Below are 20,906 nucleotides of genomic sequence, written 5' to 3' on the forward strand. Positions count from 1 at the left end.
CGCCAGACGAGTAGGACTGATCACCATGGGACGGGTCACCGAACGCCGTCGCACCATCCGTATCCGGGACGGGGCCACCTCTGCCCGGCCCGACACTCTGGTGGCGGAAGAGCCACTGGAAATCCGGCTGAACGGCAAGCCGCTCGCCATCACGATGCGCACGCCCGGCGATGACTTCGCGCTCGCCGCCGGTTTCCTGGTGAGCGAGGGCGTGCTCGCGTCGAACGCCGACGTACGGTCCATCGTGTACTGCGCCGGGGCGAAGGCCGACGGCTCGAACACGTACAACGTGGTCGATGTCCAGCTCGCCCCCGGCGTCCCGGTCCCGGACATCACGCTGGAGCGCAATGTCTACACGACCTCGTCGTGCGGACTGTGCGGCAAGGCCAGCCTGGACGCCGTCCGGACCACGGCCCGCTTCCCGATCGGTGACGACCCCCGGCTCCGGGTGGAGCCGGAGCTGCTCGCCGACCTGCCCGACCGGCTGCGGGCGGCACAGCAGGTCTTCGACCGGACCGGGGGCCTGCACGCGGCGGCGCTCTTCTCGGAGGCCGGCGAGATGCTGGACGTCCGGGAAGACGTGGGCCGGCACAACGCGGTCGACAAGCTGGTCGGCCGGGCACTGCGGCAGGATCTGCTGCCGCTGTCCCGGTCGATCCTGCTGGTGTCGGGCCGTGCCTCCTTCGAGCTGGCGCAGAAAGCCGTGATGGCGGGGATTCCGGTGCTGGCGGCGGTGTCCGCACCGTCGTCGCTCGCCGTCGACCTCGCGGCGGAGACCGGGCTGACCCTGGTCGGATTTCTGCGCGGCTCGTCCATGAACGTGTACGCGGGCGACGAGCGTATCGCCCTGCACACCGGGGTGTAACACTCCCCGCTGCACGGGATGACGGTCCGGCCGGCGGGGAGCGCCCCCTGCGTCGGCCGGGCCCATTCCGGCACTCACTCGACACACTGGCGGACACTGGCGGATGCGTTTTGTCCTATCCGGTGCCGGGCGGCAAACCCGGCCCGTCCGGCGTTTGAGGACGGACCGGCCCCGCGCGGACGCGGTGACCTTACGTCGGCGGTCAGTCGGTCAGAGCGTGGCCCGGGCCGCAGCCGGGGTCGTCGGGCGGGCCGCGGCGCGGCGCGCCAGCAGTGCGCAGACCATGATCTGGAGCTGGTGGAAGAGCATCAGCGGGAGCACCGCCAGGCTCGCCTGCGGGCCGAACAGCACGCTCGCTATCGGGAGTCCCGACGCCAGGCTCTTCTTCGAGCCCGCGAACTGGATCGCGATCCCGTCCGCCCGGCCGAAGCCCAGGCGTTTCGCCCCGTACCAGCTCAGCGTCAGCATCGCCGCCAGGAGCGCCGCCTCCACCAGGAGCAGGGACGCCAGGTCCTTCGGGGTCACCCGGTGCCAGACGCCCGCCGTCATGCCCTCGCTGAACGCCGTGTAGACGACGAGCAGGATCGACCCCCGGTCGACGGAACCCAGCAGCCTGCGGTGCCGGACGACAAAGCCGGACACCCGGCGCCGCAGCAACTGCCCCGCCAGGAACGGCAACAGGAGCTGTGCCACGATCCCGGCCACCGAGCCCGCGGAGATTCCCCCGCCCCCGCCCCCGCCGCCGCCGCCGATCAGCAGTGCCGCCAGCAGCGGTGTGATCACGATGCCCGCGAGGCTGGAGAACGATCCGGCGCAGATCGCCGCCGGCACATTGCCGCGCGCCATCGCGGTGAAGGCCACCGACGACTGCATCGTCGAGGCCACCAGGCAGAGGAAGAGCACCCCGGTGTAGAGCTGAGGGGTCAGCAGATACGGTACGAGACCCCGCGCGGCCAGCCCCAGCAGCGGGAAGAGCACGAACGTACAGGCCAGCACGGTCGCGTGGAGCCGCCAGTGCCGCAGCCCGTCGGCCACCTCGCGGGTGGAGAGCCGCGCCCCGTACAGGAAGAACAGCAGCGCCACCGCACCGGTTGTCGCACCGCCCGCGACCCCGGCCGCCCGTCCCGAGGCCGGGAGCAGGGCCGCGAGGCCCACGGTCATGAGCAGCGCCAGGACGAACGGGTCGACGGGCAGCCGGGACGGCATCCGCATGCGCGGGAAACGGCGGCGGAGACGGCGGCTGTTCATATGCTCCCCTGCTGGTTCGTTGTCGGGTACACGGCGTACCCGCCCGCCCATGCTGCACTCGTCCCGCCTGATCGGGAAACCCGTACACACCGCTCACTGTTATCGGTGTACGCGATAAACACCGACAGAACCGCGTACTCTGGCCGCGTGTACGACCCCGGACAGCTCCGTACCTTCCTGGCCGTGGCGCAGACCCTGAGCTTCACCCGGGCCGCCCGCCGACTGGGGCTGCGCCAGTCCACGGTGAGCCAGCACATCCGCCGCCTGGAGGAGGCCACGGGCAGGCCGCTGTTCAGCCGGGACACCCATCGCGTGGAGCTGACGGAGGACGGCGAGGCCATGCTCGGCTTCGCCGGGACGATCCTGACGGCCCACGACCGCGCGGCGGCCTACTTCGCGGGTACGCGGCTGCGCGGCCGGCTCCGCTTCGGCGCGTCGGAGGACTTCGTCCTGACCCGGCTGCCGGAGATCCTGGAGTCCTTCCGGCGCGACCATCCCGAGGTGGACCTGGAACTGACGGTGGGGATGTCCGGCAGCCTGCACGCGCGGCTCGCGGCGGGCCGCCTCGATCTCGTACTGGCCAAGCGCCGCGGGGGCGACACCCATGGCGAGCTGGTACGCCAGTCCGTCCTCGACTGGATCGGGGCGCCCCGGCTGCGGATCGACCCGGACCGCCCGCTCCCGCTGATCCTCTTCCCGCCGCCGGGCATCACCCGCGCCCGCGCGCTGGAGGTGCTGGAGGCGCAGGGCAGGCGCTGGCGCGTGGCGTGCACGAGCGCGAGCCTGAGCGGGCTGATCGCGGCGGCCCGCGCGGGCCTCGGCGTCATGCCGCATACGCGCGCGCTGATCCCGCCGGGTCTGGTCCCCGTACCGGCCGCGGCGGGGCTGCCCGAGCTGGGCGAGGTGGACTACGTACTGCTGCACCGCAAGGGGCGCGGGCAGGCGGCGGCCCAGGAGGCCGCGGACGCCCTGGCCTCGGCGATCCTGGCGGGCGGCGACCGGCTGCACCGGCCACCCGCGGACACCTGACCGACCGGGCCGGGCCCGCCCCCGGACACCCGGCGGACCGGCCGGGCCCCGCTCCGTACCGGCTCAGTACAGGTACGGACCAACATCGCGCACCGTAGAGCGCGCGTGTCAGTGCCGTACGGATTCGGTGGAGATTCCGGCCCCACGCGCCCGCTCCGCGCCCGTCCGCCGCCGCCAACTCTCCCACTTCCTCCGTCTTTCCCACCCTGACCTGCGCCAATACCGCCCCGCCCGGATTCCGCTCACACTCTCCCCCCGGGACTCGCGGTGGGGTACCGTCACCCGCGCTGCGCGGAGCGCCACAGGAGCCGCCACAAGGAGCAAGTCATTGCACGAGTTCACCGTCCCCGCCCTGCCGGCCGCCCCCCACGTCGGTGGGCTCGCGGACGCCGTCTTCGCGCATGCGCTCGACGACCCGGACCATGTCGCCCTCGGCCGCAAGGACAAGGACGGCCGGTGGCGGGACGTCACCTCCGCCGGCTTCCGTGACGAGGTGCTCCGGCTGGCGAAGGGACTGCTCGCACAGGGCGTACGGTTCGGGGACCGGGTCGCGATCATGTCCCGTACCCGCTACGAGTGGACTCTCTTCGACTTCGCGCTCTGGTCCATCGGCGCCCAGCCCGTCCCCGTCTACCCCACGTCCTCGGCCGAGCAGGTCCACTGGATGCTCCATGACGCCGAGGTCTCGGCCTGTCTGGTCGAGCACGAGGACCACGCCATGACCGTGGGCTCGGTGATCGACCGGCTGCCCCGGCTCAAACGGCTCTGGCAGCTCGACGCCGACGCGGTCGAGGAACTGTTCGCGGCGGGCGACGGACTGCACGACGAGATGGTGCACCGGCACCGCTGGGCGGTCACCCCGGACTCCGTGGCCACGGTCATCTACACCTCGGGCACCACCGGCCGCCCCAAGGGCTGTGTGCTCACCCACGCCAACTTCATGTTCGAGGCGGACACCGTACTGAGCCGCTGGGAACCGGTCTTCCACACCAAGTCCGGCGACGAGGCCTCGACCCTGCTCTTCCTGCCGCTCTCACATGTCTTCGGGCGGATGATAGAGATCGCGGCGATCCGGGGCCGGGTGAAGCTGGGCCATCAGCCCGCGCTCCAGGCGAGCGCGCTGCTGCCCGATCTGGCCGCGTTCCGGCCGTCGTTCATCCTGGCGGTGCCGTACATCTTCGAGAAGGTGTACGGCGCGGCGCGGCGCAAGGCGGAGACCGAGGGGAAGACGGGCCCCTTCGACAAGGCCGTCGAGGTGGCGGTCCGGTACGCGGAGGCGCAGGAGCAGCGGGCCTTCGGCTTCGGTCCGGGGCCGTCCGCGGCGCTGCGCGTACAGCACCAGTTCTTCGAACGGGCCGTCTACGGCAAGGTGCGCGAGGCGATGGGCGGCCGGGTACGGCACGCCATGTCCGGCGGTTCCGCGATGGACCGGCGGCTCGGGCTCTTCTTCGCGGGCGCGGGGGTCACCATCTACGAGGGGTACGGGCTGACGGAGTCCAGCGCGGCGGCCACGGCCAATCCGCCGGAGCGCACCCGCTACGGCACGGTGGGCCGGCCGATTCCGGGCACCTCGGTGCGTATCGCGGAGGACAGCGAGGTGTGGCTGCGCGGCGGCCATGTCTTCGCCGGCTATCTCAACGACCCGCAGGCCAGCGGCGCCGTACTGCGGGACGGCTGGTTCGCCACCGGTGATCTGGGCGCGCTCGACGAGGACGGCTATCTCACCATCACCGGGCGGAAGAAGGAGATCCTGGTCACCTCCGGCGGCAAGAGCGTGTCGCCGCAGACGCTGGAGGAGCGGGTACGGGCACATCCGCTGGTGGCCCAGTGCATCGTGGTCGGCAATGACCGCCCGTATGTCGCCGCGCTGGTCACGGTGGACCGGGAAGCGGTGGACCACTGGCTCTCGGTCCAGGGCAAACCGCTGCTGAAACCCGCCGAGTTGGTACGGGACCGGGATCTGGAGACGGAGATCAGGCGGGCGGTGGTGGCCGCCAACACCTCGGTGTCCCAGGCCGAGTCGATCCGTACGTTCCGGATCCTGGCGCATCCGTTCACCGAGGAACTCGGGCTGCTCACCCCGTCGCTCAAGCTCAAGCGCAAGGCGATCGAGACCGCGTACGCCGCCGAGGTCGAAGCGCTCTACCGCTAGCGCACTCCGCGGATGGCGGGCTCTACCGTTGGGGCGGAGGACGGGAATCCGTCCGTCGCTGTGATCGTTGGAATGGTCGTTGGAATGACGACACCGACAACACGACACAGCCTCCGACGACGTTAGGATCGACCGCTCGTGACCAAGGTCCCCACCCTTACCCTCAACAACGGCACCGAGATGCCCCAGCTCGGCTTCGGAGTCTGGCAGGTGCCGGACTCGGAGGCGGTGAAGGCCGTCACCACCGCGCTGGAGGCGGGTTACCGCAGCATCGACACCGCCGCCGCGTACGGCAATGAAGAGGGCACGGGCCAGGCCATCGCCGCCTCCGGGACACCCCGGGAGGAGCTGTTCGTCACCACCAAGCTGTCCAACGCCGACCAGGGGTACGACTCGGCCCTGCGCGCCTTCGACACCTCGCTGGCGAAGCTCGGCCTGGACTATGTCGACCTCTATCTCATCCACTGGCCCAGGCCGGCCGCCGGCATGTACGTGGACACCTACAAGGCGTTCGAGAAGATCCTCGCGGACGGCCGCGCCAGGGCCATCGGTGTCTCGAACTTCCTTCCCGAGCATCTGGAGCGGCTGATCGGCGAGACCTCCGTGGTCCCCGCCGTCAATCAGATCGAGCTGCACCCGCAGCTCGCGCAGGCCGAGTCCCGTGCCTTCCACCGCCGGCACGGTGTCGTCACCGAGGCCTGGTCGCCGCTGGGCCAGGGCAAGGGGCTGCTGGAGGTGCCCACGGTGGTCGCGGTCGCCCGGAAGCACGACAGGTCGCCGGCTCAAGTGGTGCTGCGCTGGCATCTCCAGCTCGGGCATGTGGCGATCCCCAAGTCCGTGACGCCGTCCCGGATCCGGGAGAACATCGAGGTGTTCGACTTCGAGCTGGACGCGGACGATCTGGCGGCGTTCGCGGCGCTGGACGAGGGGCGGCGGGTCGGCCCGCACCCGGCGACGTTCGGCGTCTGACCGTCTGGGCCTCTTGGCTTCTGGCCTTCTGGGTTTCTGGGTCTCCGAGCCGGGGAGACACCGCGCGGGTCCGGCTGCGGCAGACGGCGTTACGTGCCCGTCGCCGCGCCCGCGCGGTATTCCTGCGGGCTGACTCCCCGTACCCGCTTGAAGGCCGCACTCAGCGCGAACGAGCCGCTGTAGCCGACCTTCCTGGCCACCGCCTCGACCGTCGCGTCCGTCCCGCGCAGCAGATCGGCTGCGAGCGCGAGCCGCCAGCCGGTGAGATACGCCATCGGGGGCTCCCCCACGAGTTCGGTGAACCGGCGCGCGAGGCCGGCGCGGGAGACTCCGCAGGCGGCGGCGAGTTCGGCGACCGTCCAGGGGCGGGCCGGTTCGCTCTGGAGCAGCCGCAGGGCATTGCCGACGGCCGGATCGGCCATGGCGCGGTACCAGCCGGGGGCCTCGGCGTCCGGCCGCGAGAACCACGCCCGGAGCACACCTATCAGCATCAGGTCCAGCACCCGGTCGAGCACCACGCCCTGGCCGGGTTCGTCCCGGGAGATCTCCTCGTCGAGGACCGTCATCAGGGGGCTGTTCGAAGCGGTGGCGGGGAGGTGGATGAGGGAGGGCAGGGCGTCCAGCAGCCGTCTGCTGACCTCGCCGTCCATCTGGTACGTACCGATGAGGACGGTCGTACCGCCGTCGGAGGCGTTGCCCCAGGTCCGTACGCCCAGCCGCATCGACTGAGCGAGCGGCTCGCCCTCCAGGGTGTGGCAGACACCGCCGGGCCCGATCAGCGCGCGGGGCGCGGTCCCCGGGCTGTCGGCGGTGGTGTACGGCTCGGGGCCGCGGGCGACCGCCACGGCCCCGGGGCGCAGCAGCACCGGTTCCCCGCCGCCGTCGGGGACGATCCACGCCTCGCCGCGAGTGACGCACATCAGACAGAGCGGGGCACGGTCCTCGATCCGGACGGACCACGGCGGTTCCATCACCATGCGCAGCAGAAAAGCCCCCCGGGCCCGCGGTCCGTCCAGGAGTCCGGCGAGTACGTCCATGGTCACCAGCGTAAATGCACCGGAGAGCGGACTCGCCGCCGCACCGATCAGTTCGCGCCGTGTGCCGGGGCAATCTCCTCGACACGCCGCGCGAGCGCGAAGTCCTTCTCGGTGACGGCGCCTCCGGCGTCATGGGTGTGGACGGCGAGAGCAACGCTCCGGTAGCCGAGCGTCAGATCGGAGTGATGGTTCAACTCCTCCTGGATCCGGGCGACATGGACGACCATGGCGGTGGCGGCGAAGTGGCTGCCGATCCGGTAGGTGCGGGCGATGCGACTCTCCGTCAGGGACCAGCCGGGCAGGTCGCGCAGCCGGTCCTCGATCTCCTGCTGCGACAGCGGTGGGGTGGCCATGGGGCGGGGGCTCCTTCCGGGTACGGGCGGCGGACCCGGCCGACGATACGTCGTACGGCGGGGGTTGCCCGGCCGCCGTGCCACGACGGTCAGCCCTCGGTTCTCGCGCGTTTCCCGAGCCGGCTTGCCAGGGCGACACATCCCGCGGCCAGAGCGGTGGCCGCGGCCGTACTTCCCACCACGATCGCCCAGTTCAGCGGATAGTCGTGCGGGAGTACGGACGGATTGCCCGGTTTTCCGGGGCGCAGCAGCAGGGGCAGCGCGAGCAGGGTCAGACAGCCCGCCGTCAGCAGTCCGGCGCGCAGCACCGGGCGGAGCCGCGTTCCCGCGATGAGCAGTCCGGCGGCGAGGACCAGCGGGACCAGGACCCCGTCGTGCAGGACGACGGCTCCGGCGAGCCAGAGGGCGACCCCGGCCACACCTCCGGGGCCGGTACCGACGAGGAGTTGCAGGCCGCCGAAGCCCAGGGCGAGTACGCCCACGGCTCCCAGGACGGTCCGCGCGAAACCGGCGGCGCCCCTAGGCCCTGTCCGGCGGATCTTCGCGGGCCCGGAACGCCTGGCACGGCACCTCGCTGCGTTGTCGGAGTCGTCCAAGTACGTCCAGTACGAGGACGATCCTCCGCCTTGCGATCCACCGCACCAGCCGCCCCGGGCTGATCCACAAAGATCCACCGGACAGGACCTAGGCCGCGTGATACGCGTGATACGCCTGGTGCTCATGCCAGGACCTCCAGCCGGGTGACCCACTTCGTCTGGAGCACGCCGGGCCGGTTGGGCGCGATGATCCGCGCGGGATAGCCGTGGTCGGGGGCGAGGACCGCGCCGTTGAGGCGCAGGGCCAGCAGGGTGAGTCCGTCACGGGTGTAGGCGCGGTCCATCTCGGTGACGCCGTAACCGCCCTGCCGCTGCAAGGAGACGATCCGCAGCGGCGCTCCCTCGGGCAGGCCCGCGCGCGCCAGCAGGTCCTTGATACGGACGCCTTCCCAGTGTGCCGACTTCGACCAGCCCTCCACGCAGGCGATGGGCAGCTCGACGCGGTGCTGGCGCATCGCACGCAGCTCGGCGAGGGTCAGTTCGTACGGCTTCGGGCCGTCCACCCGCAGCCGCCAGGAGCGCAGGTCGTCGCGGGTGATTCCGGCGGCGGCGAACGTGCGGTTGACGGGCAGTCCCTGGGGGCCGGTGTCGGGGTCGCGCGGGGCGAGCAGTGCCAGATCCTTGAGCGGGGTGACGGACTGGCCGGCCGATACGAGGGTGACGGCACCGACCGAGGCGGCGAGTCCGAACAGCAGCGACCGCCGGTCCGTACGGTCCACGGCGAGTTCGGCTCCGTCCGCGCCAGGATCCGCGGCGGCCTCCGGATCCGCGGCGGCCCGGCGACGCCAATGCGCCGCGATCACCGGTGCCTTCACCGCGAGATGGAGCAGCAGCGAGCCGATGACGACCCAGGCGAGCGACCAGTGGACCTGCCGGAAGGAAAAGGGCCAGGGATACCACTGCACGGTATTGAGCAGCCCCATGAACACTTCGAGCAGAGTGGCCGCCACCAGTATCGCTATCGAGGCGCGCTCCAGGGCGTGAAGTACGGAACGGATTGGCGGCCGGACGAAAAGGCGTGGATAGACCGTCCACAATTTCACCAGCAAAAGCGGAATGGCGGCGATACCGCTGATGACATGAAGTCCTTGGGTGACGCGGTATCCGGATATCGGCCGGGTCGGAAGATGCCCGGCGAGCCACAGGGGCGGCTCCTGGAGGTAATGGCTGAACACCCCGGTGAGAAAGCAGACCAGAATGGCCGGTCCGAGCAGCCGTCCCACCACGGTGGCGGTACGGGGGTCGTGCGAGCGGCCCCGGAAACGGGGCGGAAAGGTCAGGGGCATCGCGTTCTCACCAGTTCGTCAGCAGCAGATGGTTGACCAGCAGAGCCGTGCACGCCCCCGTGGCGAGCCAGCCCCGGCGGTCCCGTACGGGCAGCAGCGCGGCCAGCGCGGGCAGCCACAGGGCGAACGGCAGCCAGATGCGCTCGGTCTCGGCCTTGCTCATCCCGGACAGATCGGCGATGACCAGCGCCAGCAGCACGGCCCCCACCAGCAGCACGAATCGCCCGTCCGTACCGCCGTCCGTACCGCCGTCCGTGCCGCCGTCTCCGCCGGGCTTCCTTCCTCGGCGCAGCCGAGACGGCCGGCGCAGGGCGCGCCCCAGCCCGGCGAGGGAGGCGAGCCCCGCGGTGACGACGAGGGTGGAGAGATTGGCCCACACCCAGTAGCCGTACGGGCGTTCCCGGGCGACCCCCTGGTAGTAGCGCTCCACCAGCAGGTCGTACGCCTCCCACCACCGGAACCCGGCCAGCAGGAACACCGCCGTCACCGCCGCGAACCCCAGCAGGGCGAACGGCAGCGGCCGGGCCGTGCGGGCGATCAGGAGCACCGCCACCGCCGGGACCGCCATGAGCGTCAGTCCGTACGAGAGGTACATGGCCAGGCCGAGGAGCAGCCCGGCGCCCGACGCGGCAGCCCAGGGCGCCCGTACGGTTCGGGTCGCCGCGAGCGTGAGCAGGGCGAGGGCCCAGGCGGCGACGGCCGCGAAGTAGCCGTCGGCGGACGCGCCGATCCAGACGGCCGCCGGGGCGAGGACCAGAAAGGGCGCGGCGGCGCGCGCGGCCCGCTCGGCGCCCAGTGCGCGCATCGTGACCAGGACGGCGGCGGCCGTCGACGCGCCCGTGGTGATACAGAACGCCGAGGCCCAGGCCCCGCCGCCGAGGCCGATCCGGTCGAGCCCGACGAAGGTCAGCACGGCGGCCGGGGGGTGCCCGGCGATATGTGTCGGCCAGTAGTCCGGCGAGTTCATCAGGATGTGGTGGGTGAAGTCGCGCAGGGTGGCGGGGATGTCCTGGAACCGGTCGACGGCGCTGAGGTATTCGTGCCGGGTGGTCAGCCGGTCCGCCACGCCCCGCTGCCAGCCGTCCACCAGCGCCAGCGACCAGATCCAGGCCATGGCGACGGCCCAGCTCCCCCAGACCAGCCGCCGCCAGGACAGCCTGGCGGCGAGGCCCGGCCCGTACGCGACGGCCAGGGCGGCGACGAGCAGCGCGGGGACGGTCCCGGGGCCGAGGTGCGGCCTCCACTCGGCCAGCAGGGGCGCCCAGGAGACATGGAGGGTGCCGTCGTACCGCTCGATCAGCGCACCGGCCACGGAGGCGACGAGATAGAGCAGTACGCCCGCTCCGGCGGCCGACAGATCGGGGCGGCGGTCGGCGGACGCGGGTGACGACGGGCGGGTGAGGGCGTCAGGGGCCGCGGTGCCGGTGGGCGGGTCCGGGGACGGGCCGGGGTGCGGAAGCAGGGTCACGCCGTCACGGTAGGCGCGTGATCACGCCGTACGGGGCAGCCGTCGGCCCATGTCACCGAACCGTCAGATCCGCCCGGGACGCGCCCCGGAGAAGCTATGTCGCAGCCGCGAACGGCGTGCGCCTCGTCCTACGGTCACCCATATGAAGGTACCCGCCCGATTCGTCCCCTCCTGGCCCAGCCCGCTGCGCGGCCCCTGGCTGACCTCGGTCTTCGCCGTGGCACTGCTCGTCGGCATCCCCCTCCTCTTCCTCACCGGTCTGGTCTCGTACACCGCGTACAACCCGGATCTCGCCCCCGTCAACGACATGACACCGGACAAGGGGGTGCTCGGCTTCTATCTCCTCGCCTGGCCGACCGATCCGTACTGGCTCTACCGCGTCACCCAGGGCGTGCATGTGACGCTCGGGGTGGTGCTCGTGCCCGTACTGCTCGCGAAGCTGTGGTCGGTCGCGCCGAAGCTCTTCGCACGGCCCCCGGTGCGCTCACCGGGGCACGCTCTGGACCGGCTGTCACTGCTGCTGCTCGTCGGGGGCGCGCTGTTCGAGTTCGCCACCGGCATCCTCAACATCCAGTTGAACTACATCTTTCCCGGCTCGTTCTATCCGCTGCACTTCTACGGGGCGTGGGTGTTCATCGGCGCGTTCGTCGTGCACGTGGCGCTGCGGCTGCCGCGTACGGTACGGGCGCTGCGCGGCCGGGACTTCCGGGCCGAGCTGCGGACCCCGCGGGCGCGGACGGTACCGGAGCCGCCCGACACGACGGGCCTGGTCTCCCGGACACCCGGTCCGCCGACCGTGTCGCGGCGGGGCGCGCTCGGGATGGTGGGGCTCGGCTCGGTGGTGCTCTTCGTGGTGACGGCCGGGCAGAGCATCGGCGGGCCGGTGCGCGGTACGGCGCTGCTCGCCCCGCACGGCCGCAATCCCGGGCCGGGGCCGAACGGCTTCCAGATCAACAAGGGGGTGGCGGCCACCGGGGTCCGCGCGCGGGACATCGGTCCGGACTGGCGGCTGACGGTACGGGGCGGGGGCCGGGAGTCCGTACTGACCAGGGAGGAGCTCGAACGGCTCCCCCAGCACCGCGCCGATCTGCCGATCGCCTGTGTGGAGGGCTGGTCCACGTCGGATCAGCGGTGGGAGGGCGTACGGCTCGTCGATCTGGCCGCGCTGGTCGGGCTGGGGCACGCGCCGCCGGCGGTGTATGTGGAGTCGGCGCAGCGGCACGGCTCCTTCCGCGCGGTCGCGCTCCGCGACAACCAGGTGCGTGATCCCCGCTCGCTGCTCGCGCTGCGGGTCAACGGGGCGGTGCTGTCGCCGGATCACGGCCATCCGGCGCGGATCATCGTGCCGGGCGCGCCGGGTGTGATGAACACCAAGTGGGTACGGCGGCTGAGCTTCGGGGAGTCGTCATGGCCCGTCTGATCCGTGAGAGCGCGAACAGATGGCGGGCGATGCGTCTCTACCGGCGGCGGCTCGGGGCCGGGGAGCGCTTCCGGCGGCTGTACGGGGAGTCGCCGCTGCAACTCCTGCTACTGCTGGCCTCGTTCGCGCTCTGCGCCTATGCCGGGATCAGACTGCTGAGCGGCGACTGGCTGCTGATCCTGATCTGGTTCGTGGGGGCCGCGGTGCTGCACGATCTGGTGCTCGTACCGCTGTACTCGCTCGGCGACCGGGGCGCGGAGGCGGCGCTGCGGCCGGGCCGTGAGCGGCCGGGCCGTGATGCGCGCGGGGAGCGCGGGCCCGGGGTGAACCATCTGCGCGTCCCGGCGTTTCTCTCGCTGCTGTTGCTGCTCGTCTACTGGCCGCTGGTGCTGCGGGCCTCCAAGCCGTACGAGGACGCCACCCGGCTCAGCATCGATGTGTTCCTGGGGCGCTGGCTGCTGATCACGGCCGCGCTGTTCGCGCTGTCCGCCGTGTGGCTGGTGGTGCGGCTGTACACGGACCGGCGGCGGGCCCACGCCGGGGTGGAGCCGTGAGGGAGCCGTACCCGCCCGGCCGGTGGGGCCGGGCGGGTCGGCGACCGGTCAGCCGTCAGCCACGGGCCAGCCGCAGGGTGACCAGTTGGAACGGGCGCAGCGACAGCCGTACCTCGCCGTCGGTCAGCTCCGGCCGCTCCCGGCCCTCCTCGCCTCCCGTGTCCCGCAGCGGGCGCTCCAGCAGGTCGGTCACGGTGAGCCCGGTCGCCTCGAAGCCGATGCCGACACGCGCCTTGGCCCGGCCGCCGGCCGACTCGTAGAGCCGTACGACCACATCGCCGCTGCCGTCGTCGGCCAGCTTCAGCGCGCTGACGACCACCGCGTCGTTGTCGACGGTGACCAGCGGGGCCACGTCGGTGTCCCCGGGGACGCGGCGCTCCGGCAGATTGATCCGGTAGCCCTCGCGGACGGCGTCGCCGATGGACGCGCCGGGCGCCAGGGCGTGGCGGAAGCGGTGCACTCCCTGGTCGGTCTCCGGGTCGGGGAAGCGGGGCGCGCGCAGCAGCGAGACCCGGACGGTGGTGGTCGTACCGGAGTCGGACGCGCGGACCGTACGGGTCACGTCGTGGCCGTACGTCGAGTCATTGACCAGCGCGACGCCCCAGCCCGGCTCCTCCAGATGGACGAAGCGGTGGTTGCAGGCCTCGAACTTGGCGGCCTCCCAGCTCGTGTTGGTGTGGGTGGCCCGGTGGACATGCCCGAACTGGGTCTCCGAGGCGTACCGCTCGGCGTGCACGTCCAGCGGGAAGGCGGCCTTCAGGAACTTCTCGGTCTCGTGCCAGTCGACCTCGGTGTCGATGTCGAGCCGCTTGGCGCCCGGCGCGAGGGTCAGCACCTGGGTGACCTTCGACGCGCCGAAGGAGCGGACGACGCGCACGGCCGCGGCTCCCGCCTCCCCCGCCGGGCCGATCGAGTCGAGACCGGTGAGGTCGGTGACGGTGTTGCGGTAGAACTCGTCGACGTCCCAGGCGTCCCACTGGTTGGGGAAGTCGGGATGGATCTGGAGCAGATTGGCGGCCTCGCCGGGGGCCACGGTCTCCCGCTCGGCGCTGATGTCGTACACCGACACGACCAGCCCGCGGCCATCGATCTCGACCTCCAGCAGCCCGTTGCTGAGGACATAGCCGCCGTCCTCGCGCGGCAGCAGCTCGGCGGTGCCGCCGCCGGCGGCCTGGCCCGCCGCGCCCGCCGCGACACCGCCGCGGCTGTGCGGCGCGGAGTTGAAGAGCAGGGTCCTGGAGCCGGAGGGGTCACCGGCGAGGGCGCGCTGCGCGGTGCCGATGACGCCGGTCAGCTCCTCGGCGACGGCCGCGTAGGTCCTGCGGGCCTCGCGGTGCACCCAGGCGATGGACGAGCCGGGCAGGATGTCGTGGAACTGGTGGAGCAGGACCGTCTTCCAGATCCGGTCGAGCTGCTCGTACGGGTACGGGGCCCCGGTCCGTACGGCGGCGGTGGCGGCCCACAGCTCGGCCTCGCGCAGCAGGTGTTCGCTGCGGCGGTTGCCCTGCTTGGTCTTCGCCTGGCTGGTGAGGGTGGCGCGGTGCAGCTCCAGATACAGCTCGCCGACCCAGACCGGCGGGTTCGCGTGCTCGGCCTCGGCCTTGGCGAAGAAGGCGCCGGGGGTCTCCCACTCGACGGTGGCTGAGCCTTCGAGGCTGCGCAGCCGGGCGGCCTTGGCGATCATCTCGCGGGTGGTGCCGCCGCCCCCGTCGCCCCAGCCGGTCGGCGCGAGGGAGTGCCTGGCGACCCCCTTCTCCTTGAAGTTCCGTGCGGCGTGCGCGATCTGAGCGCCCGTCATGGCGCAGTTGTAGGTGTCGACGGGCGGGAAGTGGGTGAAGATCCGCGTCCCGTCGATGCCCTCCCAGGTGAAGGTGTGGTGCGGGAAGCTATTGATCTTGCTCCAGGAAATCTTCTGTGTGAGCAGCCACTTGGAGCCCGCGGCCTTGATGATCTGCGGCAGTCCCGCGGCGAAGCCGAAGGTGTCGGGCAGCCACGCCTCGTCGTTCTCGACGCCGAACTCGTCGAGGAAGAAGCGCTTTCCGTGCACGAACTGCCGGGCCATCGCCTCGGAGCCCGGCATATTGGTGTCGGACTCGACCCACATGCCGCCGGCCGGTACGAACCGGCCCTCCGCCACGGCCTTCTTGACCTTGGCGTAGACCTCGGGCCGGTGCTCCTTGATCCAGGCGAACTGCTGCGCCTGGGACATCGCGAAGACGAACTCCGGCTCGTCCTCCAGCAGGGCCGTCATATTGGCCGTCGTACGGGCCACCTTGCGCACGGTCTCGCGCAGCGGCCACAGCCACGCCGAGTCGATGTGGGCGTGGCCGACCGCGCTGATGCGGTGCGAGGTCGCGGGCGCGGGGGTGGCCAGCACCTCGGCGAGCCGCTCCCGCGCGGCGGCCGCGGTGCCGTTGACGTCCTGGAGGTCGACCACGTCGAGGGCACGGCCGACGGCGCGCAGGATCTCCCAGCGGCGGGCGCCGTCGACGGGCAGCTCGGCCATCAGCTCACCGAGCACCTCCAGGTCCTGCACGAGCTGCCAGACGGTCTCGTCGAAGACCGCGAGATCCATCCGGGCGAGGGTGTACTGCGGTTCGGTGCCCGCGGTCTCCTTGTCGCCGAGCTGGGTCGGCAGGAAGGGGTGGTAGTCGAGGATCACCGGGTTGGAGGCTGCCTCGATGTGCAGCAGGACCTCTTCGCCGCCCGCGACGGGCGCGCCGATCCGTACCCACTGGTTGCGCGGGTTGAGGCCCTTCACCGGGGAGCCGTCGGGCCGGTAGACAAGGCCCTCGCACTGGAATCCGGGCATGTTCTCGTCGAAGCCGAGGTCGAGCAGGGCCTCCACGGTGCGGCCCGCCCACCGCTCGGGGACGGTGCCGGAGACCCGGAACCAGCTCGTGCCCCAGGGGGCGCCCCAGCGGTCGCCGGCCGCGATCGGCACGGCCGGGGCCGCGAGGCCCTCCTCGACCGGTACGGGCTCGCCCGGCGCGTGCCAGACGGCGATGTCCAGCGGTACGGATTCGGGGTATACGGCGGGCCGGATGCGCTCGTCGAGGACCCGCTTGAGGCGGCCTTCGACCAGGCTGCGGTCGTCGTGCATGAGGGGACGCTCCTGGGGTGCGTGAGGGTGCGGTGGGTGCGGGTGCGGGGATACGGCTGGCCGGGCGGGTGGGGCTTCGGTCGGGTGGTTACGGGGGCGGTGCTTCGGACGGGGCCGCGGTGGCGCGCGGGATCAGCCGACCTCGTCCGGGCGGACGACCTCGGTGATACCGCGCCCCGCCAGATGCTCCTTGTCCTCGGCCCGGCCCGCAAGAACCGCAGTCGGACGGACGCCCTCCTCGGTGAGCCGGGCGAAGGCCTCGAAGAACGCTCCGCCGGGGCCGCAGGTCGCCCGTGTGGGCGCGCTCCCACCGTCCGCGCTGCTCCCGCCCGTACCGCCTGTACCGCCCGTACCGTCGCCGACGTCCACGACGAGCGCGGTGGTACGGGGCGCCGGCACGTACTCCCGGCCACGTCGCTCCGCGACGATCCGCGCGAGCGACGCCCCGGCCGGTTTGACCCGCCGGTCGTTGGTGAGCAGCCCGAGGGTGTACTCCAGTTCGGGGAAGTCGGCGAGCGAACGCGACACGTCGTGCGAGCACCACCAGGTGATGCCCCAGACGTCGGCGCAGTCCAGTGCGTTGGCCACGGTCGCCTCGGTGAACGCGGCGGCGTGCTCGGCCGGGATCACCGGCGCCGGGGCGCCCACCTCCTGGAGCCAGACCGGCCGGTGCGGTTCGAGCGCCCAGGCCTTGGACAGCTCGATCATGTACGCGGCGTGGTGCTCGGTGGCGGTGCCGGTACGCCCGTACCGCTGGGCGGTGCCGTTGAACACCCAGGAGTGCACGGCGGTGACGGCGCCGATCCTGGCCGAGTGCGCCGGGGTGAAGGGATGTCCGTCCTGGTACCAGGCGGCGTCGTACTCGGCGTGCAGATGGAGCCGGCCGGGCGCCCCCTCCTCGCACGCCGCCAGCAGCCGCCGGAGCCAGCCGACCGCCTGCTCCGGGGTGATGGGGTCGGGATCGGGGTGCGGCGGCCCGGAGAACTGGTTGATCTCGTTGCCGACGGTCATCCCGATGAAGTTGGGCCGGTCGGCGAGGGCGGCGGAGAGCGTCCGCAGATACTCGGCCTGCGCGGAGACGACATCGTTGTCGGTGAAGATGTTCCTCCGGTGCCAGGTCCGGGTCCAGGCGGGCAGGAAGTCGAAGCTCGACAAGTGCCCCTGGAGTCCGTCGACATTGACGTCCAGTCCGCGTTCGGCCGCGAGATCGGCGAGCTGGACGAGCTGGTCCACGGCCCGTGGTCGGATCAGGGTCCGGTTGGGCTGGAAGAGCGGCCACAGCGGGAAGACCCGGATGTGGTCGAGCCCGAGGTCCGCGATGGAGTCGAGGTCGGCCCGTACGGCATCGGGATCGAAGTCGAGCCAGTGGTGGAACCAGCCCTGGCTGGGCGTGTAGTTGACACCGAAGCGCGGTGCGGGCGCGGGTGCCGGCCCGGGCGCGGGCGTCGGCCCCGGTGCCGGTTCGGATGCGGGTGGTGCGGAAGTGCTCATACTGGCAACGTTGTCCTGATTCTGGTCGCGGTACTCGTCAGCCCTTGACTGCGCCTTCGCCGACACCGCGGAAGAAGTACCGCTGAAGGCAGGCGAACAGGATGATCAGCGGGAGTACGGCGATGACCGTACCGGCCGCGACCAGCCGCTCGTCGGTGGCGAACGTGCCGTGCAGATAGTTCAGTCCGACGGTCAGGGTGTAGTTCTCCGGGTCGCTGAGGACGATCAGCGGCCAGAGGAAGTCGTCCCAGGCGCCCATGAACGCGAAGATCGCGACCACCGCGAGGGTGCCCTTGACCGAGGGCAGGGCGATCAGGAGGAACCGCTGCCAGACATTGGCACCGTCGACATAGGCCGCCTCCTCCACCTCGTCCGGCAGGTTGAGGAAGGCGTTGCGCATCAGCAGGACGTTCATCGCGCCGATGGATCCGGGCAGCAGCACCCCGAGCAGGCTGTTGTTGAGACCGAGGTCCCGCATGGTGGTGAACTGGGCGATGATGATGCCCTCGACGGGTACGAGCATGGCGAGGATGAAGGCCAGCGTCGCGGCCCGGCGCCCCCGGTAGCGCATCCTGGCCAGCGCGTAGCCGGCCAGCGCGGCGCCCGCGCAGTTGGTGACCACACTGGCCAGGGCGACCTTGAGCGAGTTGAACGCGTAGTCCCAGACCGGGATGGTGTCGGCGACCCGGCCGTAGTTGTCCAGGGTCGGATCGCTCGGGAAGAACGTCGGCGGGGAGCTGAAGATGTCCTCCTGCGGGCCCTTCAGCGAGGTGGAGAGCTGCCAGAGGAACGGCCCGACCGTCAGCGCCAGCACGGCGAGCAGCAGGACGTAGCGCACCACGAGCTGCCAGGGGGCGATCCGCCGCCCGTCGGCGTCGCTGAAGGCGCGCGCGGTGGTACGTGCCGTCCCGGACGCCGTCGTCGCGGACGCGGTGGATGTGGGGGTGGTCGATGTGGGGGGCGGGAAGGTCACGCGTCCTCCTTGCGGTCGGCGCGGAGCACCAGCAGCATCAGTGCGACCGTGACGACGAACACCACGACGGAGATGGCGGAGGCGTAGCCGACCCGGCCGGTCAGTCCCGTACCGACGCGCTGGACGAGCATCACCAGGGTGGTGTCCTCGCCCGCGGGTCCGCCGGTGGGTCCCGCCATCAGATAGACCTCGGAGAACACCTTGAAGGCGGCGACCGAGGACAGCGCCCCGACCAGGACCATGGTGGAGCGGACCGCCGGTACGGTGACGGTCACGAACCGGCGTACGGCCCCCGCCCCGTCCACCGCAGCGGCCTCGTGCAGCTCGCGCGGTACGTTGGCCAGGGCGGCCAGATAAATGATCATGTAGTAGCCGAGGCCCTTCCAGACCGTCACGGCCATCGCGCTGAACAGCAGCAGCCACTCGTCGCTCAGGAAGCCGATCTTCCCTATCCCCACGGTCTCCAGCAGGGAGTTGACCAGCCCCCGGTCGTCCAGCATCCACACCCAGATCAGCCCGACCACCACGATCGAGGCGACGACGGGGGTGTAGAAGGCGGAGCGGAAGAAGGCGATGCCGGGGATGTTCCGCTGGACGAGCAGGGCCAGCAGCAGCGGCAGGACGACCAGCGCCGGGACGACACAGACGACGTACAGGGTGCTGTTGCGCAGACCGGTCCAGAACATCTCGTCGTGGACCAGCTCACGGAAGTTGGCGAGCCCCACATAGTCGCCCGCGACCAGGACCCGCCGGTCGGTGAAGGAGTTCAGCACGGTACTGAGGAACGGATAGAGGCTGAACGCGGCCACGACGAGCAGGCCGGGCGCGGCGAACAGCCAGGGGCTGAGGGGGAGTTGGCGGCTGATCCCGCGGCGCTGCCCGCTGCCGGGCCCGCGGCGGGGCCCACGGCCGGAGCCGGGGCTCCGGGGCGCGAGTCCCGCCGCGGCGGGGTCCGAGGGGTATGCCCTGGATGCGATGGTGCTTTTCACAGTCTCCGGCTCAGCTCTGCTTCAGCAGTTTGTCGCAGGCCTCGACCGCGCGGTCGAGCGCCTCCTGGGGGCTCACCTTGCCCTGGAGCGCCTTGGCCACCTGGTTGCGCAGCTCGGTCTTCATCTGCTCGCTGAACAGGACCGGGGTGTAATTGACCGCGTTCTTCAGGGACTTGGCGGCGGCGATCCGTACGCGTGTCTCGTCGGTGCCGTCCTCCTTGGTGAAGTACGGGTCGTCGAGGGAGCCCTGCGTGCTGGGGAAGATGGCGACCTCCTTGGCGAACGACATCTGGCGGGTGGCGTCGGTCACGAAGTGGGCGAAGGCCACGGCGGCGGGCTTCTGCTGGGTGTTGGCGTTGACCATCACGCCCATCACGTACATGTTGACCTTGCCGGTGCTGGTGACCTGGTCGGTGATCCCGATGTTCTTGTAGAGCGTCGGGGCCTGCTTCTTGAAGTTCTCCAGGTCGAGCGCGCTGCCCGGGTTCATGGCCACGGACTCGGTGAGGAACTTGCTGCCCGTGGACTCGGGGGTCGCGGTGAGCGCCTGCGGGTCGAGCGCCTTGGCGTCGAACAGTTCCTTGTACCGGGTGAGCATCTCGACGCCCTTGGCGTCGTTGAACGCGAAGCCGGTGCCTTCCGTGTTCATGAGCTGGACGCCGTAGCGGCCGAAGTCCTCGATGGTGGGGACCTGGCCGAGGGTGGCGACCTTGCCGTCGGTCTTCCTGGCCATCTCCAGTCCGGCGTCGAAGACCTCGTCGTAGGTGGTCGGCGGCTTCTCGGGGTCGAGCCCGGCCTCCTCGAAGAGCCGCTTGTTGTAGAACATCGGGCCGGTGTTGAGGTACCAGGGGAAGCCGTACGTCCCCTCAACCCCCGGTATCTGCTGGCTCTTCCAGGCGTCCGGCAGATACTCCTTGCGGAACGCGGCCGCGGTCCTGTCCTTGTCCAGGTCCAGCGCGAGCCCGGCCTTCGTCAGGGGGGCGAGCTGGTCGGGGGAGACATTGACGACATCGGGCAGGGTGCCGGCGGCGGCGTCCGCGCTGAGCTTGTCGGCGTAGCCCTCGGCCGGCCGGTCCACCCATCTGACCTTGGTATCGGGGTACTTCTTCTCGAAGTCCTTGATGACTCCGTTGAAGTATTCCTTGAAGTTCGCCTGGAGGTTCCAGGTCTGGAAGGAGATCTGGCCCTTGACGGGGCCCGAGGCGTCGGAGGACTCCTCGGTGCCGGTGTCCCCACCGCCACAGGCGCTCAGCGGCAGGACGGCGGCGAGAACAGTGGCCATGGCGACTGCTCTGCGGGAGATGCGCACGGTGAACGGCTCCTTTGCTCGGATCAGACGTGCGGACGGCGGTCCGGGAGCCCGGAACGACGGG

Annotated in this window: 17 protein-coding genes; 6 read left to right on the plus strand and 11 right to left on the minus strand. The window is 71.2% G+C overall.

Annotated elements, in window-relative coordinates:
• Positions 1-25: 25 nt before the first annotated feature.
• Positions 26-865 carry a formate dehydrogenase accessory sulfurtransferase FdhD gene (gene fdhD / locus KQY30_RS06085; protein ID WP_217305921.1) on the plus strand — a complete coding sequence of 280 codons (840 nt, stop codon included), beginning with the start codon at positions 26-28 and terminating at the stop codon, positions 863-865.
• A 210-nt stretch (positions 866-1,075) separates the two neighbouring features.
• Here fdhD and KQY30_RS06090 read toward each other — a convergent pair whose 3' ends face one another.
• Positions 1,076-2,113 (minus strand): bile acid:sodium symporter family protein, encoded by a 1,038-nt coding sequence (locus tag KQY30_RS06090; RefSeq protein WP_217305922.1) that lies wholly within the window; start codon positions 2,111-2,113, stop codon positions 1,076-1,078.
• 147 nt (positions 2,114-2,260) lie between these two features.
• Between KQY30_RS06090 and KQY30_RS06095 the strand changes: the two genes are divergently transcribed.
• From KQY30_RS06095 to KQY30_RS06105, 3 genes are all read left to right on the plus strand, one after another.
• The gene (locus tag KQY30_RS06095; protein ID WP_254406970.1) at positions 2,261-3,142 is read left to right on the plus strand and encodes a LysR family transcriptional regulator; all 882 of its coding nucleotides are present in this window, start codon (positions 2,261-2,263) and stop codon (positions 3,140-3,142) included.
• A gap of 328 nt (positions 3,143-3,470) precedes the next feature.
• Positions 3,471-5,294, plus strand: a complete 1,824-nt coding sequence (locus KQY30_RS06100) for a long-chain fatty acid--CoA ligase (protein ID WP_217305924.1) — start codon at positions 3,471-3,473, stop codon at positions 5,292-5,294.
• Between the two features lie 138 nt (positions 5,295-5,432).
• Positions 5,433-6,263, plus strand: coding sequence for an aldo/keto reductase (locus KQY30_RS06105; RefSeq protein ID WP_302185301.1), 831 nt, complete (start codon positions 5,433-5,435; stop codon positions 6,261-6,263).
• Between the two features lie 89 nt (positions 6,264-6,352).
• Here KQY30_RS06105 and KQY30_RS06110 read toward each other — a convergent pair whose 3' ends face one another.
• From KQY30_RS06110 to KQY30_RS06130, 5 genes are all read right to left on the minus strand, one after another.
• Positions 6,353-7,300, minus strand: coding sequence for an AraC family transcriptional regulator (locus KQY30_RS06110; RefSeq protein ID WP_217305925.1), 948 nt, complete (start codon positions 7,298-7,300; stop codon positions 6,353-6,355).
• Positions 7,301-7,347: 47 nt separating this feature from the next.
• Positions 7,348-7,653, minus strand: coding sequence for a 4a-hydroxytetrahydrobiopterin dehydratase (locus tag KQY30_RS06115; protein ID WP_217305927.1), 306 nt, complete (start codon positions 7,651-7,653; stop codon positions 7,348-7,350).
• Positions 7,654-7,742: 89 nt separating this feature from the next.
• Complete coding sequence (locus KQY30_RS06120) at positions 7,743-8,135, minus strand: hypothetical protein (RefSeq protein ID WP_254406971.1); 393 nt, start codon at positions 8,133-8,135, stop codon at positions 7,743-7,745.
• Between the two features lie 236 nt (positions 8,136-8,371).
• Positions 8,372-9,535, minus strand: coding sequence for a molybdopterin-dependent oxidoreductase (locus KQY30_RS06125; protein WP_217305928.1), 1,164 nt, complete (start codon positions 9,533-9,535; stop codon positions 8,372-8,374).
• A gap of 7 nt (positions 9,536-9,542) precedes the next feature.
• Complete coding sequence (locus KQY30_RS06130; protein ID WP_254407540.1) at positions 9,543-10,892, minus strand: hypothetical protein; 1,350 nt, start codon at positions 10,890-10,892, stop codon at positions 9,543-9,545.
• 253 nt (positions 10,893-11,145) lie between these two features.
• On the opposite strand from KQY30_RS06130, the gene KQY30_RS06135 reads away from it, so the two are divergent.
• Together KQY30_RS06135 and KQY30_RS06140 are read left to right on the plus strand one after the other, a co-directional pair.
• Positions 11,146-12,423: a molybdopterin-dependent oxidoreductase gene (locus KQY30_RS06135; protein WP_217305930.1), complete on the plus strand. Its 1,278-nt coding sequence runs from the start codon at positions 11,146-11,148 to the stop codon at positions 12,421-12,423.
• 29 nt (positions 12,424-12,452) lie between these two features.
• Positions 12,453-12,977 carry a hypothetical protein gene (locus KQY30_RS06140; protein WP_217310775.1) on the plus strand — a complete coding sequence of 175 codons (525 nt, stop codon included), beginning with the start codon at positions 12,453-12,455 and terminating at the stop codon, positions 12,975-12,977.
• A gap of 55 nt (positions 12,978-13,032) precedes the next feature.
• Here KQY30_RS06140 and KQY30_RS06145 read toward each other — a convergent pair whose 3' ends face one another.
• From KQY30_RS06145 to KQY30_RS06165, 5 genes are all read right to left on the minus strand, one after another.
• Positions 13,033-16,080: a glycoside hydrolase family 38 C-terminal domain-containing protein gene (locus KQY30_RS06145; RefSeq protein WP_217305931.1), complete on the minus strand. Its 3,048-nt coding sequence runs from the start codon at positions 16,078-16,080 to the stop codon at positions 13,033-13,035.
• 132 nt (positions 16,081-16,212) lie between these two features.
• Positions 16,213-17,571 (minus strand): glycosyl hydrolase, encoded by a 1,359-nt coding sequence (locus tag KQY30_RS06150; RefSeq protein WP_217305932.1) that lies wholly within the window; start codon positions 17,569-17,571, stop codon positions 16,213-16,215.
• Between the two features lie 37 nt (positions 17,572-17,608).
• Positions 17,609-18,430, minus strand: a complete 822-nt coding sequence (locus KQY30_RS06155) for a carbohydrate ABC transporter permease (protein WP_217310776.1) — start codon at positions 18,428-18,430, stop codon at positions 17,609-17,611.
• Between the two features lie 110 nt (positions 18,431-18,540).
• The gene (locus tag KQY30_RS06160) at positions 18,541-19,410 is read right to left on the minus strand and encodes a carbohydrate ABC transporter permease (RefSeq protein ID WP_254407541.1); all 870 of its coding nucleotides are present in this window, start codon (positions 19,408-19,410) and stop codon (positions 18,541-18,543) included.
• A 133-nt stretch (positions 19,411-19,543) separates the two neighbouring features.
• Positions 19,544-20,842: an ABC transporter substrate-binding protein gene (locus tag KQY30_RS06165; protein WP_217305933.1), complete on the minus strand. Its 1,299-nt coding sequence runs from the start codon at positions 20,840-20,842 to the stop codon at positions 19,544-19,546.
• Positions 20,843-20,906 lie beyond the last annotated feature (64 nt).

The organism is Streptomyces sp. GMY02, from assembly GCF_019056675.1.
Taxonomy (GTDB): domain Bacteria; phylum Actinomycetota; class Actinomycetes; order Streptomycetales; family Streptomycetaceae; genus Streptomyces; species Streptomyces odonnellii.